Genomic DNA, 17,929 nt, shown 5'->3' with positions numbered 1-17,929 from the left:
GAGTCTAAGATTCTATCGTCGTCCCTGCGAACGCAGGGACCCATAACCACCGGCGTCCGTAGTAGACAACAGTCGATGAACGAAGACCTTTCAGGGCAGAAGCGACACGGTGTATGGGTCCCCGCGTTCGCGGGGACGACACCTGTTTTTGCGGCGGCTTCAGTGCCATGAGCCCTCACCTCCGCCCCGGCATCATCGCCGCCGTCGCAGCCCTGGTGCTCGACCAGGCCTCGAAACTCTGGCTGCTGTTCGTGTTCGATATCGAACATCGGGGTAGGGTAACGGTCACGCCGTTCTTCGACCTGGCGCTGCACATGAATCCCGGGATCAGCTTCGGCTGGTTCCAGAACGACGGCTTCCTGGCCCAGGCCATCCTGACCGCGATCAAGGCGGTGGCCGTGGTCGTTCTGGCGGTCTGGATGGCCCACTCGCGCAATTGGCTGGCCACCGTGGCGCTCGGCCTGATCATCGGCGGGGCTGTTGGTAACGCCATCGACCGGGTCGCCTATGGCGCGGTGGTCGATTTTGCCCTTTTCCACGTCCAGATCGGGGGAAATACCTTCAATTGGTACGTGTTTAACCTTGCGGATGTGGCCATTGTTGCCGGGGTAGCAGCCCTATTGTATGATTCCTTCCTGGGGGTACCCGCCGCAAAAGCGCCCTGATCCCGGTCGATACGGGCCGTTGGCGGCATATTGCCTTGCAAACACGGGATTGTGCCTCAAGGCCAGCCCGGCAAGTTTTGCGGAAATTTGAATGGGAACGAGCGCGATGCGCGAGACCGAAGCCAGCTTCTGGATGGTGCAGACAACCTCGCTGACGCGGGCGATGCGGTTCGCCGCCATTGCCCTTGGCGTCGGCCTCGTGATGGCCGCCGGTCCCGTGCGCGCGGCCGATGACGATGACGAAGACGACAGGACCTTCGAGGAAAAGATCATCGGCAACATCATGAGCGGCCTCGGCGGCAAGAACATGGAAAGCAAGGGCATCGAATACCGCGAGCGTTCCCCGCTGGTGGTGCCCCCGAAACTCGATCTGCCGCAGCCGGCCGCCTCGGCCGCAGCGAACGCGCCGAACTGGCCAAAGGATCCGGACGAGGCGCGCCGCAAGGCTGCGATCGCGGCCCGCAAGAAAGAGAACAAGGACACCTCCCAATCGGCTCGAGCTCTGTCGCCGTCCGAACTCAACGTCGGCAGAACCGCCGCGCCCGCCCGCACCAGCAACGATCCGATCCAGCCGGGCACCACCAACAACGCCCCGCAGCTGAGCCCATCGCAGCTCGGCTATGAAGGCGGCTTGTTCGGTATGTTCAAGGGCAACAAGGCCGAGTCGGCGGAGTTCAAGGGCGAACCGCCACGGCAGTCGCTGGTCGAGCCTCCGGCTGGGTACCAGACGCCCTCGCCGAACTATGCCTACGGCACCGGGCCCAAGGAATCGCTGAACAAGAACTACGACGTCATGACGGGCAAGGAACGCTGACGCCAATTTCGGCTCCGCGCCCTCACCGGTGAGGACCGCTGTTGGTACCGTCAGGCGCTTTGCTCTCTGCATCGTGACATCAGGCGTGGTACCCGCGGTATACGATGCCGCGGCATTGTCCCGAACGCTTGGGTTCGGGCTTCCAGATAGGTCATGATGTCCCCACATCGCTTTGCCGTTTCGCTCGCTGCCGTTTTGATTTCGACAATCGCTTTTTCCAGCAGCGACGCGCCGGCCCAGACCACGGTGACGTCGGAGCGACCCGCCAGCTTCACGCTCGGCAACGGCCTGCAGGTGGTGGTGATCCCCGATCACCGCACTCCCGTCGTGACGCAGATGATCTGGTACAAGGTCGGCTCCGCCGACGAGACGCCGGGCAAGTCAGGACTGGCGCATTTCCTCGAGCATTTGATGTTCAAGGGCACCGCCAAGCATCCCGCCGGCGAATTCTCCGAAACCGTGCGCCGGATCGGCGGCAACGAAAACGCCTTCACTTCGGTCGACTATACCGGCTATTTCCAGCGCGTGCCGCGCGACCAGCTAGGCCGGATGATGGAATTCGAGGCCGACCGCATGACCGGCCTCATTCTGAAGGACGAAAATGTTTTGCCCGAGCGCGACGTCGTGCTCGAGGAATACAACATGCGGGTCGCCAACAACCCGGACGCGCGGCTGAACGAACAGATGATGGCCGCGCTGTATCTCAACCATCCCTATGGCCGCCCGGTGATCGGCTGGCGACAGGAGATCGAGAAGCTCGACCGCGAGGACGCGCTGGCGTTCTACAAGCGCTTCTACGCGCCGAACAACGCCACCCTGGTGATTGCCGGCGATGTCGATGCCAAGGAGATCCGCCCGATGGTGGAGCGCGCCTATGGCGCGATCCCCGCGCAGCCGGCGATTCCCGCGCAGCGTACTCGTCCGCAAGAGCCGGTGCCCGCAGCACCGCGCACCGTGACGCTGTCCGATCCCCGTGTCGAACAGCCCGGCCTGCGGCGCTATTACCTCGTTCCCTCCTCCACGACCGCGGCCGCCGGCGAAAGCCCGGCGCTCGACGTGCTTGCGCAACTGATGGGCGGCGGCTCCAACTCCTATCTCTACCGCGCGCTGGTGATCGACCGTCCGCTCGCGATCAACGCCGGCGCCGGCTATCAGGGCACCTCGCTCGATCCGTCGCAATTCTCGATCTCGGTTTCGCCGAAACCCGGCGTGGAGTTCTCGGCAGTCGAGCAGGCGATCGACGACGTGATAACGGACGTCATCCAAAATCCCGCCCGCGCCGAGGATATCGAACGCGTCAAGACCCAGCTGATCGCGGAGGCGATCTACGCGCAGGACAATCAGGCGACGCTGGCGCGCTGGTATGGCGGCGCGCTCACCACCGGCCTGAGCATCGAGGACATCCGCAGCTGGCCTGATCGCATCCGCGCCGTCACCGCCGAACAGGTCCGTGACGCCGCCCAGAAATGGCTCGACAAGAAGCGTTCGGTGACGGGTTATCTGATCAAGGACCCCACGCCGAAACGCGAGGAGAAGCGCTCGTGATCCATTTTTCGATTGGCGCGCAGCGCTTCACATCAGCCATTGCCGCCCTCGCGGCACTGCTGTTGCTGACTTCGGCATCATCGCACGCCGCCGCAAAAATCCAGCGCCTGGTGTCACCCGGCGGCATTGAAGCCTGGTTCGTGCAGGACGCCACCGTGCCCCTGATCGCGATGGAATATGCCTTCCGCGGCGGCTCGAGCCAGGACCCGGCCGACAAGCCCGGCACCGGCAATCTGGTCGCCGGCCTGCTCGACGAAGGTGCCGCCGATCTCGACTCCAAGACCTTTCACGAGCGGCTTGATCGCCGCGCCATCGAGCTCAGCTTCTCATCGACGCGGGATTATTTCCGCGGCTCGCTGCGCATGCTCAAGGACAACAAGGACGAGGCCTTCAACCTGTTGCAGCTGGCATTGACCTCGGCACGTTTCGACGCCGCCGACGTCGAGCGCATCCGCGCGCAGGTGATCTCCAGTCTGCGGCGCGAGACCACCAACCCCTCCTCGCTGGCGAGCCGCAAGTTCCTGGAAGTCTCGTTCGGCGATCATCCCTATGGCCGTCCGTCCAACGGCACGCTGGACAGCGTGCCCAAGATCGACGTGTCGGACATGAAGGCCTATGCCGGCCGCATCATCGCCAAGGACACGCTGCGGATATCCGTGGTCGGCGATGTCGACGCCGACACGCTCGGCAAACTCCTGGACAAGACGTTCGGCGGATTGCCGGCCAAAGCCAGCCTGACGCCGGTCGCCGAAATCCAGGCCGCCCAACCGCCGCAGCGCGCCTTCGTTCCGCTCGACGTGCCGCAAACCGTGGTCACGTTCGGCGGTCCCGGCATCCGCCGCCATGATCCGGATTTCATGGCCGGCTATGTCGTGAACCACATCCTCGGTGGCGGATCATCGTCGCGGCTTTACAAGGAAGTCCGCGAGAAACGCGGGCTGGCTTATTCGATCTCTCAATCCCTGCTCTGGATGGACCGCTCCGCCCTGTTCGTGGGCAATACCGGCACCCGCGCCGACCGCGCCGGTGAAACGGTCGATGCCATTGAAAAGGAGATCCGCCGAATCGCCGAGGACGGACCGACCCAGAAGGAACTCGACGAAGCCAAGTCCTATCTGAAGGGCTCGCAGATGCTGGCGCTCGACACCTCCTCGAAGCTCGCCGCGGCGCTGCTGCAATACCAGCTCGACAAGCTTCCGATTGATTACATCGAACGGCGCAACGCCCTCGTCGACGCCGTGACGCTCGACGACGCCAAGAAGGCCGCACAGCGGCTGTGGGGCAAGGGCCTGCTCACCGTGATCGTCGGCCGCGCCCCGCAAGCCGCCGCCCAGCCGGCTGTTGCCGCGCCGCCGCCCAAGGCGAACTGAGCTCCGCCGGCTTTTTCATCGTCATGGCCGGGCATAGCGGTCCAAGGGACGGCGTCGCTTCCGCTCGCCTATGCCCGGCCATCCACGTTTTCTTTTTGATCGACACCGACTAAGACGTGGATGCCCGGGACAGGCCCGGGCATGACGACTCCCCGGTGAACGCCATGCTGCGGGTCTCCCGCGACCTTTCAATTGAAGAGAACGACATCGAGATCGGCTTTGTCCGCGCCTCCGGTCCGGGCGGGCAGAATGTCAACAAGCTCTCGACCGCCGCGCAATTGCGTTTCGACACGCGCAAGATCACGCTGCCGGAAGACGCCGCTCTACGGCTCAACCGGCTCGCCGGCCAGCGCATGACCAAGGAAGGCGTGATCGTGATCCACGCCCAGCGCTTTCGTACCCAGGAACGCAACCGCGCCGACGCCATCGACCGGCTGCTCGAATTGTTACGCGAAGCCATGGTGAGGCCGGTGCCGCGGCGCGCCACCAAGCCGACTTTCGGATCCAAACAACGGCGACTGGAGGGCAAGAAGAGCCGCAGCGACGTCAAGTCGAAGCGCGGCGCGGTGCGCTTCGACGACTGATCCGCGCTGCAAAACTCCGGCCGCCGCGCGACCGGAGTTTCCAAATCGTAGTCTGCTGAAGCGCGCGCGGTACTAGTAGCGCTTGCCGCCGGTCGCGGTATCGCCGGCTGCACCGCCAGTGCCCTTGGCCGCGCCACTGCCGGCGCCGACTGTGCCCTTCGCACCGGTCTTCGCGGCCTTCTGTCCGGTGGCACCCGGCTGCGCACTGAGTTCCTCGTCGTCGGTGGCCGCTGCCCCGCCCTGCATCTGGCTCTTGCCCTGCACGCCGCCGCGGATCTTGCTATCAGACGAGGCACCCTGCGCCAGCACGGGACCGGCCACCATGGCCGAGATGGTAAGCGCGATCGCCGAGGTTTTCACTAACTTCATTCAGTTCTCCTGGGTTTGATTCGCGATGAGCGGTTCGGTTGTTGCATGCGCCATCCGTCCGGACCTGCCCATCGCACAGAGCAATTTGTCGCGAACGGCGCACGCACCAGACAATCCGCGCCGTGTGGTCTTCGTTTAGGGATTTCGGGGCAATTTCGCGAAAACTTGGCCACGGATCGACCCAATATGCGGCGCGTGGAACCTGCGTCAGTCGCGAATCAAAAATTCCCGGATCATGATCCGCGCGCGGTGAATGCGGGCCTTGACGCTTTCACGAGAGAGGCCGAGCACGCAGGCGATCTCCTCAATCGACAATTCCTCGATGTCGCGCAGCAGGATCACTTCGCGATAATGCGCGGGCAGCGACTGGATGGCACGCGAAAGATCGATGCGAAGGTCTTCGGGACGCGAGTGCGCCAGGCGCGCCTCGGTGTCTTCCGCCGGCGCGCCGGCCATCCCGATGGACCGGCGCAAGAGCCGCAGACAGGCGCGCCGCGCGACCGCGAACAGCCACGCCGAAAACGACGTCACCGCCCGCAGCGTGCCGACGCGCCGGTACAGCAGCAGCAGCGTTTCCTGAACCGCATCGTCGATGTCGGCTGCGCGGCAATTGCGCGCCGCGTAGCGACGGACGTCAGGCTGGGCCGCTGATAGCAGCGACACCAGCGCATCGGCGTCCCCGCCCCGCGCCGCCTCGACCAGGGCGGGATCGCAGCGGCTGGTCCGGACCAGCGCAGTCATGGCGAGGGCAGCCGGCGGCCGACCATGGCGCACATCGGGCAAAAGCCGAAGAATCCGGTCGCGATCGCGACCGCTCCGGTAGCGGCGATCAAATAGCCTGATGTCGTGCCTGACATTGCCATCAGCCCGTACGCGATCATCAGGATGCCTCCGACGGTCCGCATGGCCCGCTCCCAGCCCGGCAGATTCTAGCGATAGAACATACTAGCTCCTTTGATTTCACGAGAGAACTCATGCGTTCTCGTGTCGTAGAGCCGCCCCGCCGAGCTTTCGGTTCGCCGACCGGCAAGTTTTTTTAGCGCCCCGATCTCGCCCGTTGCTGGAACCCGACCCGCAGCATGGCCGCTTTTGTTCTGCCGTGAAACAGCCCGCTACTACCACCGCTTCCGGACAGCGACCTAAATTCTATGGACGCGAACGGCCATCATCGCCTGCCCAAAGGAGCTGAACTGAATGGCAAAACCCGTTCATTCGATGATCCGCGTGTTCGACGAGGCGAAGTCGCTGGACTTTTACGCGCGCGCCTTCGGGCTCGAAGTCGCCGATCATCTTAAGTTTCCGGATTTTGCGCTGATCTATCTGCGCCATCCCTCCTCGCCCTTCGAGGTCGAACTGACCGTCAATTACGATCGCAAGGAGCCCTACTCCCTCGGCGATGGCTACGGCCATCTCGCCGTTGTTGTCGACGACGTCGATGCCGAACACGTCAGGTTTGAACGAGAAAAACTATCTCCCGGACCGTTGCGCGACTTCAAGCATGACGGCCGGACGCTGGCGCGCTTTTTCTTCGTCACCGACCCCGACGGTTACAAGATCGAAGTGATCCAGCGGGGTGGCCGCTTCGGTTAGTCGCAATCAATAAACGTTCAATGGAGGAACCCATGAGAGAAGTCGATCGTCGAAGCAAATACAATCGCCGCATCTTTCTCCAAGGCGCGGCAACCGCCGTACCGGCCGTTGCGATTGCGACCAGCACAGGTCTCGGCATTGGGGAAGCCTGGGCCGACGACGCCACGTCGTTGACCCCTGCGACACTCAAGACGCTGGTCAAGATGGCGCGCGATATCTATCCGCACGATTTTCTCGGCGACAGCTATTACATCACCGCGATCAAGCCATGGGACGGCAAGGCGGCGAAGGACCCGGCGGTGAAGTCGCTGATCAATGACGGCGTCACGAGGCTGGATCAGGACGCCAACGACCGACACAAGGTCGCCTATGCCCAAGTGCCCTGGGAAGCGGACCGCGTGGTGTTGCTGCAGCGGATCGAGCAGACCGCATTCTTCCAGAAGATTCGTGGCGACCTCGTCGTCTCGCTCTACAACCAAAAAGAGCTGTGGCCGAAGTTCGGTTACGAAGGTTCCTCCGCGGAGCATGGCGGCTACATCAAACGTGGCTTCGCCGACATCGACTGGCTGCCGAAGGTCTAGGCCCAGGCAACTCAACAAACAGCGGTGAGGAGGAAATCCAAATGGCAAAATTCGATCTGAATGACAGCGGCGTGGTGGTGATCGTGGGCTCAGGCGCCGGCGGCGGAACATTGGGCAATGAACTTGCACAGAAGGGCGTCAAGGTCGTGATCCTCGAAGCCGGCGCCCGCATCGAGAACCATGACTTCGTCAACGACGAATGGGAGAGCTTTACCCAGCTCGCATGGACCGACATGCGCACCACGTCGGGAAGCTGGCGGGTCGCCAAGGACTTCGCCAACCTGCCGGCCTGGATCGTCAAGGCCGTCGGTGGCTCGACGACCCACTGGGCCGGGGCGTCGCTGCGTTTCGACGAGCACGAATTCAAGGTGAAGACGACCTATGGCGGATTGCCCGGCGCGAACCTGCTGGACTGGCCGATCACGCTCGCCGAAATGGAGCCATGGTACGCCAAGGCCGAAGACAAGATGGGCGTGACGCGCACCAACGGCATTCCCGGCCTGCCCGGCAACAATAATTTCAGGGTGCTCGAGGCCGGCGCCAGGAAGCTCGGCTACAAGACCGTGCATACGGGCAACATGGCCATCAACAGCGAGCCCCGCGATGGGCGCGCCGCCTGCCAGCAGATCGGATTCTGCTTCCAGGGCTGCAAGTCCGGTGCGAAGTGGTCGACGCTCTATACCGAGATTCCAAAGGGTGAAGACACCGGGAATCTCGAGGTGCGGCCCAACAGCATGGCGATCAAGATCGAGCACGATGCGTCGGGCAAAGTGACCGGCGTCGTCTATGCCGACGCGTCAGGCGCGATGCAACGCCAGAAGGCGCGCGTGGTGGCGGTTGCCGGCAACTCGATCGAGAGCCCGCGTCTGTTGCTCAACAGCGCATCGACCATGTTCCCCGACGGTCTTGCCAATTCATCCGGCCAGGTCGGCCGCAACTACATGCGGCACATGACCGGCAGCGTCTACGCGGCGTTCGAGAAGTCGGTGCATATGTATCGCGGCACCACGATGGCCGGCATCATCCGGGATGAGGCCACCAACAATCCAAAGCGTGGGTTCGTCGGCGGTTACGAGATGGAAACGTTGTCGATCGGTGTGCCCTTCATGGCGGCGTTCCTCAATCCGGGCGCGTGGGGACGGCCGTTCTCAGCCGCGATGGAGGCCTATCCGCGCATGGCCGGCATGTGGCTGGTCGGCGAGGACATGCCGCAGGAAACCAACCGCATCACGCTGGATCCCAAGGCCAAGGACAAGTTCGGCATGGCGGTGGCGAGTGTGCATTTCGACGACCATCCCAACGACATCGCGATGCGCAATCACGCCTACAAGCAGGGCGCCGCCGTCTACGAGGCGATCGGCGCCACGGTGACCTACCCGACGCCGCCCTATCCCAGCACCCACAATCTGGGCACCAACCGGATGAGCGAGAAGCCAAGGGATGGCGTGGTCAACAAGTTCGGCCGGACGCACGACATCAAGAATCTGTTCATTTCCGACGGCAGCCAGTTCACCAGCGGCGCTGCCTGCAATCCGACGCTTACGATCGTCTCATTGGCGATCCGGCAGGCGGATCACATCGCAGGTGCGATGCAACGCAAGGAAATCTAGCTGCGCGAATAACAATGCGGTCCTGTCCCGGACAGGGCCGCATTCCATTTGAAGTGCGTGAACTCTACTCGGCCGCGTCGAGAATGACGGGCGCAGTGCCGCCAAACTCCGCGATCGCCGCGGCACTCACCGCCACCGCACTTCTGGAGCGATAGATCAGACACGAGCACCGCAGCAGCGACGCAAAATTGTTGACCTCGCCATGGTGGTCGAGGACTTCGTTGTGCAGCTTGGTAAGGAATTTCGCGAGGCTCATTCCCTCCTTCGCCGCGATCTCCTCCAGCGTGTCCCAGAACGACATTTCCAGCCGGATCGAGGTGCAATGGCCACCGATCCGCAGCGATCGGGTCTGCGATTCGTAGTCGCGTTGCGGCTGGTGCGCGAACAGCTGGCACATGGCAGTCCTCCCGTCAGTTTATAACTTTTCTAAACGATATACCTGCGCAGGCGACCTCACAATCCCACGTCGTGGACAGCGAAAGCTCTCGCGAGCTCCGCGTTGCGGCGCCGAACATCAGCATCTTCAATGTGATAGTCAGTGCCCATCCCCAGCGGGAACCGATTCGGTCGCCGCCCAATGCATTTGCCGTCACGGCAGCCTAGAATGCGGCAAGCCCAGAATCGGTCCCTGAACGAAGCCCATGCCCGTCCGCCAGCTCCCAGAACAGGTCGTCAACCGCATCGCCGCCGGCGAGGTGGTGGAACGGCCTGCAAGCGTGGTCAAGGAACTGGTCGAGAACGCCATCGACGCCGGCGCCAGCCGGGTCGATATCTTCACCGACGGCGGCGGCCGGCGACGGATCGGCATCACCGACGACGGCAGCGGCATGACCCATGCCGACCTGGCGCTGGCGGTCGATCGCCACGCCACCTCCAAGCTCGACGACGAGGACCTGCTGCGGATTCGCACGCTGGGATTCCGCGGCGAGGCGCTGCCCTCGATCGGCGCGGTGGCGAAGCTTGGCATCACCACGCGTCACGCCACCGAGCCGCACGCCTGGTCGCTGTCGGTCGAAGGCGGCGCGAAGTCACCGATCATGCCGGCGGCGCTGAGCCAGGGCACCCGCGTCGAAGTCAGCGATCTCTTTTATGCGACGCCGGCGCGGCTGAAATTCCTCAAGACCGACCGCACCGAAGCCGAAGCGATCCGCGAAGTGGTGCGAAGGCTGGCAATGGCGCGGCCCGACATCGCCTTTACGCTGGCCGGCGAGGAACGCGCGCCGGTGACCTGGGCCGCAGCACTGCCCGGTGCTCCGGGCCGGCTGACGCGGCTCGGCGATATTTTGGGGGCGGATTTCCGTTCCAGCGCGATCGAAGTGCGCAGCGAGCGCGAAGGCGTGGTGGTCGAAGGTTTTGCCGCCGCCCCCTCGCTGACGCGGGCCAATGCGCTCGGGCAATATCTGTTCGTCAATGGCCGCCCGGTGCGCGACAAGCTGATCCTCGGCGCGGTGCGCGCGGCCTATTCCGACTATCTGCCGCGCGACCGACATCCGGTCGTCGCGCTGTTCGTGACGCTGGAGCCGCAGGAAGTCGATGCCAACGTGCATCCCGCCAAGACCGAGGTCCGGTTCCGCAACGCCGGCCTGGTCCGTGCGCTGATCGTGCATGCGCTGAAGGACGGCCTCGCCCGCGAAGGCCGGCGCACGGCTGCGAATACCGATGGCGCTGCGCTCGCTTCGTTCCGTCCATCCTTCGCGCCGCGCCCAGGCAATTGGGACTGGCGAAACTCGCCTTCCTATCCGACAGGACCGATGCCCTCCTTCACCGGTTCGGCGGCGCCGGCCTTCGCTGAGCCGGGACAGGCCGCGTTCGATGTCGGCACGCCGACGGCCGATGTGCGCTTCGAGGCGCAACCCGCTGCCGACATGCTGGATCGCCCGCTCGGCGCGGCACGAACGCAGATCCACGAGACCTATATCGTGTCGCAGACCCGCGACGGGTTGATCGTGGTCGACCAGCACGCCGCCCATGAGCGCATCGTCTATGAGAAGCTGAAGGCCTCGCTGGCGAAGAACGGCGTGCAGCGGCAGATATTGCTGATCCCCGAGATCGTCGAACTCGACGAGGCCACAGTCGAGAAGCTGCTCGATCGTTCTCTGGAACTGGCGACGTTCGGGCTGGCGATCGATTCCTTTGGCCCCGGCGCGGTCGCAGTGCGCGAGACGCCGTCGCTGCTCGGCAAGGCCAATGCCGCGGGACTCTTGCGCGATCTCGCCGAGCATATGGCGGAATGGGATGAGGCACTGCCGCTGGAGCGCCGGCTGATGCACGTCGCCGCCACCATGGCCTGTCACGGCTCGGTTCGCGCCGGCCGCCGCCTCAAGCCGGAAGAGATGAACGCGCTGCTGCGCGAGATGGAAGACACGCCGAACTCCGGCCAGTGCAACCACGGCCGCCCGACCTATGTCGAATTGAAGCTGTCGGATATCGAGAAGCTGTTCGGGCGGAGATAGCGGAACTGTAGGGTGGATTAGCGAAGCGTAATCCACCGATTTTGCGAGCCTGAAGGCGGATTACGCTTCGCTCAATCCGCCCAACTTCGCCTTCAGGAACACGAACTCCGTATCATCATACGCCCGCCGCTCCAGCTCCTCGAATCCCTCAGGCGCCGCGAATGCCGCGGCCTTCGCCTCTTCCACCACCAGCAACGCACCGGCTCTCAGCCAGCCGCCCTCGCGCAACGAGGCCAGCGCTTTATCCGCGAGTCCCTTTCCGTAGGGCGGATCGAGGAACACCAGCGAGAACGGCTCCATCGGATGCGCGGGGCCGAGATTGGTGGCGTCGCGGCGATAGACTTTTGTCACGCCGCCAAGCCCCAGCGCCTCGACATTGTTGCGCAAGAGCGCCCGCGCCTCGGCGCCATTGTCGACGAACAGCGTGAATGATGCGCCACGCGAGGTCGCCTCGATGCCGAGCGCGCCGGTGCCCGCGAACAGGTCGAGCACGCGCGCGCCTTCGACCGGATCGTCATAGGCGTGGACGAGGATGTTGAACACGGACTCGCGCAAGCGATCCGCGGTGGGACGGATCTCGCGCGATGAGGGCGAGGCCAGATTACGACCCTTCAACCGTCCGCCGACGACACGCATAGCGCAACTACTCGTCCCGCGGCTTCAGATCGCGCTTGCCGTGATAGCCGCGCTGCGGGCGGCGCGGCGGGCCGTAGCCGTTGGCCTCTTCCTCGTTGCGCGCGCGGGCTTCCTCGCTGCCGGTGCGCTGCACCAGCACGCGGCGACCCTTGCGGTCGGCGATCACGCCTCGCTGGGTCACCGGCTTGGGAGGCGTTGGCTCCTTGTCACCCGGCATCGGCCGGTTGAAGTCGGCGCCTGCCAACTCGGCGATCTTCTCGCCGAGCTGTTCGCGCAGCACGCGGGTTTTGACTTCCTCGACCTGGCCTTCGGCGAGTTCGCCGAGTTGGAACGGGCCGTAGGAGACGCGGATCAGCCGGTTCACCTCGAGGCCGAGATGCGCCATCACGTTGCGCACTTCGCGGTTCTTGCCTTCGCGGATCGCAAACACCAGCCAGACATTGGCGCCCTGGTCGCGCTCCAGCGTCGCGTCGATCGAGCCGTATTTGACGCCGTCGACCTCGACGCCTTTCTTGAGTTCATCGAGCTGCGCCTGCGTGACTTCGCCATGGGCGCGGACGCGGTAGCGCCGCAGCCAGCCGGTGTCGGGCAGTTCGAGCGCGCGCGCCAGCCCGCCATCATTGGTCAGCAGCAGCAGGCCCTCGGTATTGAAATCGAGCCGGCCGATCGAGATCAGCCGCGGCAGGCCTTCGGGCAGATTGTCGAATACCGTCGGTCGTCCTTCCGGATCAGCATGCGTCGTCATCAGGCCACGCGGCTTGTGAAACATGAAGAGGCGCGTGCGCTCGCGCGGCGGCAACGGCTTGCCATCGACGGTGATTACATCGTTGGCGGTGACGTCGAGCGCCGGCGAATTGATGACGCGGCCGTTGACGCTGACGCGGCCTTGCGTGATCCATTCCTCGGCGTCGCGGCGCGAGGCCAGGCCGGCGCGCGACACCACCTTGGCGATGCGCTCACCTGACTTCTTGACCTTCGGCGGCTGCGGCCCGCGCTTTTCGAATTCGGTCTTGCGCTCGCGATAAGCGCCACGGCCGCCGAACGCCGGACGTTTTGCAAAGATCCTGCTGTCGTCCTCGTTCTCGCGGCGCGGACGTTCGTCACCCGGCTCACTGCGCGGATGCTCCTGCCAGTCGGTGCGGCCCTCGGGCCGCTGACGCGGTCGGTCGAACTTCGGACGATCGCCGGCGGGACGATCCTCGCGCGAACGCGAGAAGCGCGGACGCTCGTCACCGCCGCGGTCGTCGCGGGAACGGTCGAAGCGCGGCTTGTCGAAACTGCGCGCGCCGTCACGGGCGGGACGCGCATCGCGCTCGCCACGATCCTCGCGCTTCTGCCACGGCTTTGAATCGCTGCGATCGGCACCGAAGCTCTTGCGCGGCCCGCGGTCGGGCGCGCCACGCGAGGAGAATTTCTTGTCGCCGCCGAATTTTCGCTCCGGACGATCGCCGCGAGGACGGTCGCCGTCTTTGCGGAAACCTTCACCACGCGGCGTATACGGCCGCTTCTCGCTGGCACCCTCGCCACGCGGAGTGTAGGGACGCTTCTCGCCGAATTTCTTTTCGCCGAATCGCGCCGCCGGACGCGCATCGTCACGGTCCCGAGGGCCGCCCTCGCGGTCCCGGCGCGGCGGACGGTCGTCGCGATTGAAGTTCGGGCGGTCGCCACGCGGCGTGTACGGGCGCTTCTCGCCGCCACGGTCCTCGCGCGGCTTGAACGAGCGCTTTTCGCCGTCGTCACCACGGGACGGACGGCTGGTAAACGGCCGGTCGCCACGGGGACGGTCATCCCGGTTGAAGCGCGGCGGACGATCACCGCCCTCGCTGCGATCGCGGAACGGCCGGTCGCCACGCGGCGGGCGCGGCGCGTCGAAATCGCGGCGCGGCGGACGATCGCCGTCGCGCTTGCCGGCGTAGGGCTTAGCCCCGCCGGCATAAGGCTTCTTGTCGAACGACCGCGCGCCGTCGGATTTGCCGGCATAGGGACGCCGCTCGCCGTCGCGCTTGTCGCCGTCACTTTTCCCGGCAAAGCCACGCTTGGCGAATTTCTTCTCCGGACCCCTCGCCGCGCCCGAGCGGCCCTTACTAGCGCCGGCGCGGCCTTGGCCGCCCGAGGGGCGGCCACCACCGGGGCGATCACGCCGGCCGCGGGAATCGTTGTCTTTGTCGTTGTCGCGGGGCATGAATAGTCTCTCGTTCGTAGCTGAAATGGCGATCAGGCGGATGTGGATCGGCTGTCATAGCGGTAACGCGCGCGCACTTGGCTCAAGGCGCAATCTCACGCAAAACCGGTATCCACGTTTGCTGAAGGCGCTTCTAGTAGCAGGTTTCTTCCGATGATACGAGGGATGACTGCCCCTTCTTTCATGGATTTGGCGCTCAAAACGGCCAAAAATGCCGCCAAGGCGGGCGAAGTTCCGATCGGATGCGTCATTGTCCGGGGTTATGAGGTCATCGCCACCGCCGGCAACCGGACCCTGACCGACCGCGATCCGACCGCCCATGCCGAAGTTTTGGCGATCCGGCAGGCCGCGGACGCCATCGGGACCGAGCGGCTGGTCGATTGCGACCTCTATGTCACCCTCGAGCCCTGTACGATGTGCGCCGGCGCGATCTCGTTTGCGCGGATCCGGCGGCTGTATTACGGCGCCGCCGACCCCAAGGGCGGCGCCGTCGATTCCGGCGTGCGGTTCTTTGCGCAGCCGACCTGCCATCACGTGCCGGAAGTGTATTCGTCGGTCGGCGAGACCGAGGCGGCGACGCTGCTGAAGGATTTCTTTAGGGTGAGGCGGTAGCCGACCCCGCTTCCCGTCATTGCGCGCGAAGCGAAACAATCCATGGCCCGGCATAACGGATGGATGGATTGCTTCGTCGCTTTGCTCCTCGCAATGACGGCAATGACTAGCCAGTGAAAAACTCCCTCAGCAACTTCGCCGTCACGTCCGGATTCTCCTCCGGCAAGAAATGCCCGCTGTCGAGCGGCGCGCCCTGCACGTTGGTCGCCCACTTCTTCCAGGTGTCGAGCGGGGTGGTCGCGGCGCTGGCGACGCCGGCATCGCCCCACAGCGCCAGCATCGGAATCGTGATCTTCTTGCCGGCGTCGAAATCGGCCTTGTCGATCTCATAGTCGGCATAGGCGCCGGCGCGGTAGTCTTCGCACATCGCGTGGACGCGGGCGGGATCGCGGAATGGCGCGAGATAATGCTCCAGCGCGCGCGGGTCGATGGCGTCGAGCGTCTGGCTCTTGGTCTGGCTCGCCATCTTCTGCCTGAGGAAGAATTCGCCATGGCCGTCGATCAGCGTTTCCGGCAGCGGATGCGGCTGCGCCAGAAACGCCCAATGATAAATTTTCAGCGCGGAGAGCCGGTTCAGCTTCTCCCAGTAGTCATAAGTCGGCGCGATATCGAGCACGGCGAGTTTCGACAGCCGGCCGGGATGATCGAGCGCGAGCCGGTACGACACACGTCCGCCACGGTCGTGGCCGGCGAGCGCGAAATGCACATGGCCGAGCTGCTCCATCGCCTCGACCATCACCTTCGCCATCGCGCGCTTGGTGTAGGGCGTGTGGTGTTCGTCGGTGCGCGGCATGTCCGACCAGCCATAGCCCGGCAGGTCGGCGATGATCAGCGTGAACTTATCAGCCAGTTGTGATGCTACCGGATGCCACATCACATGCGTGGACGAAAAGCCGTGCAGCAGCAACAGCGGCGGCCCCTTGCCGCCGACGCGGGCGAAAATGCGGCCCGCCGACGTGTTGATCCATTCGGAGGCGTAGCCGGGAAACAGATCGGCAAGATCGGGCATGGTGAGCGCTCCCTTGTGCCCGCGCTGCTTTAAACATTGTTTGGCGTTGCCGCTGGCACGTCCCGGGTTTATGCCATTCATCAAGTCTGCCCAACAAGAACCAAAAAGCGAGGAAGTGCCATGTCGATCGATTTCGAGATTCCGGCCGAAGCCAAGGCGATCCGCGAGAAGGTCCGCAAATGGGTGCAGGACGAGTGCATCCCCGCGGAAAAGGAACTCGATACCAAGCCGCTCGCTGAAGTGCTCGGGCCGCTGCGCAAGAAGGCCCGCGCGCAGGGCCTGTGGTGCCCGTGGGTGCCGAAGGAATATGGCGGCATGGGCCTCGGCCCACTGGCCAACGCGCTGGTGCAGATGGAGCTCGGCGAGAGCATGCTGGGCGCGCTGTCGATGAACACGCAGGGCCCCGACGACGCCTCGATGATGACGATATTGGCCCACGGCACGGAATATCAGAAGGAGAAGTTCCTTAAACCCCTGCTCAACGGCGAAAAGCGCATCTGCTTTTCGATGACCGAAAAGGCCGCCGGCGCCGACGCCACCGGCATGCAGACCACGGCGGTGAAGGACGGCAACGAGAATTACATCCTCAACGGCGAGAAATGGTTTTCGTCCTCGGCCAGCGTCGCCGACATGGCGCTGGTGGTGGCCAGAACCGATCCGAACGCGCCGCGCCACAAGCAGCACTCGACGTTCATCGTCGAACTGCCGAACCCCGGCTACAAGATCAAACGCAACGTCGCCAACATGGCGATCGAGGGACCGCATGCCGACGCGATCCATGGCGGCCACTCCGAGATCGAGATCAAGGATTTGAAAGTGCCGGCCGACAATCTGCTCGGCGGCGAAGGCAACGGTTTCAATATGGGCCAGCATCGCCTCGCCTATGGCCGGCTTCGCCACGGCATGCACAACGTCGCCAAGGCGCAGCGCGCGCTCGACATGGCGGTCGGCCACATCACCAAACGCTCGACCTTCGGCCAGTTGCTCGCCGACCGCCAGGCCGTGCAGTTCATGCTCGCCGACTGCGCCGAGCAGCTCTATATCGGCCGCTTGATGCTGCTGCATATCGCCTACAAGGCGGAGAAGGGTCTCGATATCCGGCAGGAGAACTCGATCGCCAAGGTCTACCATGCGCACATGGTTCACAAGGTGATCGACACCGCGATCCAGCTCCACGGCGCGCTCGGCTTCAGCCAGGATACCCCGCTCGCCAAATGGTACACGCAGGTGCGCTCGCAGCGGCTGGTCGACGGTCCGGACGAGGTGCACCGGTGGAAGATCGGCAAGAACGTCATCAAGGCGTTCCGTGAGCACGGCACGACGGCGAGCGCTGTGGGCGGGGATTTGCTGTAGGCGTCGCATAGCTTTGCTCGTCGTCCCGGCGAACGCTGCGTCCTCTCCCCCCTTGCGGGGGAGGGTTAGGGAGAGGGGTGGCGGCAACGGCGGTGCTCGTGGCTTACCCCTCTCCCCCGCCCTCCCCCGCAAGGGGGGAGGGAGCGCACCTTTCGTGTCGCAGCATTCCCGATTCAATTTTCAAACAGCAGATGTAGCTTCGCATTCTCGCGACGCACAGCGCCCGAGCTTTGCCAGAAATTCCTTGCCCTCTCATGAGAGGGCGCAGGGAAGACCGGGTGCGCGCTGCACCCGCGGTCCCGTGTGCGGTTTGCACAAGAAATGCTGCACACGAGCATACAGGGCAGCGGAGAACACCCGGCCTTCCCTGCGCAATGGCTTTACGGCTTATGCCGTGATCTCCCCGGAGACGAGTTCTGGGTTGACTCCGTCGCTGTCGTTTCCGCTCGCGCTTCTTCGACAGCTTGACGCCGGCAACGGGCGCCAGGACCACACGGTTTTGCCGTACGCCTTTGTCGCGTTACGTCTTCGCGACATCAGCGTCCACCGCAACCCG

General features: G+C 64.3%; 18 protein-coding genes. 11 read left to right on the top strand and 7 right to left on the bottom strand.

Going from position 1 to position 17,929, the window contains the following annotated elements; genetic code table 11:
- The first annotated feature begins 167 nt into the window (after window positions 1–167).
- From lspA to arfB, 5 genes are all read left to right on the top strand, one after another.
- The gene (gene lspA, locus JQ575_RS16075; protein WP_212034216.1) at window positions 168–665 is read left to right on the top strand and encodes a signal peptidase II; all 498 of its coding nucleotides are present in this window, start codon (window positions 168–170) and stop codon (window positions 663–665) included.
- Between the two features lie 106 nt (window positions 666–771).
- Window positions 772–1,479 (top strand): hypothetical protein, encoded by a 708-nt coding sequence (locus JQ575_RS16070; protein WP_212034369.1) that lies wholly within the window; start codon window positions 772–774, stop codon window positions 1,477–1,479.
- A 153-nt stretch (window positions 1,480–1,632) separates the two neighbouring features.
- Complete coding sequence (locus JQ575_RS16065; protein WP_409364794.1) at window positions 1,633–3,024, top strand: M16 family metallopeptidase; 1,392 nt, start codon at window positions 1,633–1,635, stop codon at window positions 3,022–3,024.
- Window positions 3,021–4,394 (top strand): pitrilysin family protein, encoded by a 1,374-nt coding sequence (locus JQ575_RS16060; protein WP_312015945.1) that lies wholly within the window; start codon window positions 3,021–3,023, stop codon window positions 4,392–4,394. The genes JQ575_RS16065 and JQ575_RS16060 overlap by 4 nt, the downstream gene beginning before the upstream one ends.
- 164 nt (window positions 4,395–4,558) lie before the next feature.
- The gene (gene arfB, locus JQ575_RS16055; protein WP_212034213.1) at window positions 4,559–4,978 is read left to right on the top strand and encodes an alternative ribosome rescue aminoacyl-tRNA hydrolase ArfB; all 420 of its coding nucleotides are present in this window, start codon (window positions 4,559–4,561) and stop codon (window positions 4,976–4,978) included.
- 72 nt (window positions 4,979–5,050) lie between these two features.
- Here arfB and JQ575_RS16050 read toward each other — a convergent pair whose 3' ends face one another.
- From JQ575_RS16050 to JQ575_RS16040, 3 genes are all read right to left on the bottom strand, one after another.
- Window positions 5,051–5,347 carry a hypothetical protein gene (locus JQ575_RS16050; protein WP_212034212.1) on the bottom strand — a complete coding sequence of 99 codons (297 nt, stop codon included), beginning with the start codon at window positions 5,345–5,347 and terminating at the stop codon, window positions 5,051–5,053.
- A 207-nt stretch (window positions 5,348–5,554) separates the two neighbouring features.
- A complete protein-coding gene (locus tag JQ575_RS16045; protein WP_212034211.1) occupies window positions 5,555–6,088 on the bottom strand; it encodes an RNA polymerase sigma factor in 534 nt (177 codons plus the stop codon).
- On the bottom strand, window positions 6,085–6,273 hold the full coding sequence (locus JQ575_RS16040; protein ID WP_283842619.1) for a DUF2892 domain-containing protein: 189 nt from the start codon (window positions 6,271–6,273) through the stop codon (window positions 6,085–6,087). The genes JQ575_RS16045 and JQ575_RS16040 overlap by 4 nt, the downstream gene beginning before the upstream one ends.
- 268 nt (window positions 6,274–6,541) lie before the next feature.
- Between JQ575_RS16040 and JQ575_RS16035 the strand changes: the two genes are divergently transcribed.
- Genes JQ575_RS16035 through JQ575_RS16025 form a run of 3 tightly spaced genes read left to right on the top strand, consistent with a single transcriptional unit; the run spans window position 6,542 to window position 9,128 of the window.
- Complete coding sequence (locus JQ575_RS16035; protein WP_212034209.1) at window positions 6,542–6,937, top strand: VOC family protein; 396 nt, start codon at window positions 6,542–6,544, stop codon at window positions 6,935–6,937.
- 32 nt (window positions 6,938–6,969) lie between these two features.
- Window positions 6,970–7,518 (top strand): gluconate 2-dehydrogenase subunit 3 family protein, encoded by a 549-nt coding sequence (locus JQ575_RS16030; RefSeq protein ID WP_211998546.1) that lies wholly within the window; start codon window positions 6,970–6,972, stop codon window positions 7,516–7,518.
- 41 nt (window positions 7,519–7,559) lie between these two features.
- Complete coding sequence (locus tag JQ575_RS16025) at window positions 7,560–9,128, top strand: GMC family oxidoreductase (protein WP_212034208.1); 1,569 nt, start codon at window positions 7,560–7,562, stop codon at window positions 9,126–9,128.
- Window positions 9,129–9,192: 64 nt separating this feature from the next.
- Here JQ575_RS16025 and JQ575_RS16020 read toward each other — a convergent pair whose 3' ends face one another.
- Window positions 9,193–9,525, bottom strand: a complete 333-nt coding sequence (locus JQ575_RS16020; RefSeq protein WP_212034207.1) for a ribbon-helix-helix domain-containing protein — start codon at window positions 9,523–9,525, stop codon at window positions 9,193–9,195.
- A gap of 244 nt (window positions 9,526–9,769) precedes the next feature.
- Here JQ575_RS16020 and mutL point away from each other — a divergent pair, with 244 nt between their 5' ends.
- Window positions 9,770–11,581, top strand: coding sequence for a DNA mismatch repair endonuclease MutL (gene mutL, locus JQ575_RS16015; protein ID WP_212034206.1), 1,812 nt, complete (start codon window positions 9,770–9,772; stop codon window positions 11,579–11,581).
- A gap of 60 nt (window positions 11,582–11,641) precedes the next feature.
- On the opposite strand, the gene rsmD is transcribed toward mutL, so the two are convergent.
- Window positions 11,642–12,217, bottom strand: a complete 576-nt coding sequence (gene rsmD, locus JQ575_RS16010; RefSeq protein ID WP_212034205.1) for a 16S rRNA (guanine(966)-N(2))-methyltransferase RsmD — start codon at window positions 12,215–12,217, stop codon at window positions 11,642–11,644.
- 7 nt (window positions 12,218–12,224) lie between these two features.
- Window positions 12,225–14,399 (bottom strand): pseudouridine synthase, encoded by a 2,175-nt coding sequence (locus JQ575_RS16005; RefSeq protein ID WP_212034204.1) that lies wholly within the window; start codon window positions 14,397–14,399, stop codon window positions 12,225–12,227.
- Between the two features lie 153 nt (window positions 14,400–14,552).
- Between JQ575_RS16005 and JQ575_RS16000 the strand changes: the two genes are divergently transcribed.
- Window positions 14,553–15,011, top strand: coding sequence for a nucleoside deaminase (locus JQ575_RS16000; protein ID WP_212034203.1), 459 nt, complete (start codon window positions 14,553–14,555; stop codon window positions 15,009–15,011).
- A gap of 106 nt (window positions 15,012–15,117) precedes the next feature.
- Here the strand turns inward: JQ575_RS16000 and JQ575_RS15995 are convergent, their stop codons facing one another.
- Window positions 15,118–16,020, bottom strand: coding sequence for an alpha/beta fold hydrolase (locus JQ575_RS15995; protein WP_212034202.1), 903 nt, complete (start codon window positions 16,018–16,020; stop codon window positions 15,118–15,120).
- Window positions 16,021–16,140: 120 nt separating this feature from the next.
- On the opposite strand from JQ575_RS15995, the gene JQ575_RS15990 reads away from it, so the two are divergent.
- Window positions 16,141–17,373: an acyl-CoA dehydrogenase family protein gene (locus JQ575_RS15990; RefSeq protein WP_212034201.1), complete on the top strand. Its 1,233-nt coding sequence runs from the start codon at window positions 16,141–16,143 to the stop codon at window positions 17,371–17,373.
- Window positions 17,374–17,929: the final 556 nt, after the last annotated feature.

Origin of the sequence: Bradyrhizobium sp. JYMT SZCCT0428 (assembly GCF_018131075.1) — a bacterium.
GTDB lineage: Bacteria > Pseudomonadota > Alphaproteobacteria > Rhizobiales > Xanthobacteraceae > Bradyrhizobium.
This window is presented reverse-complemented; position numbering and strand designations above follow the sequence as displayed.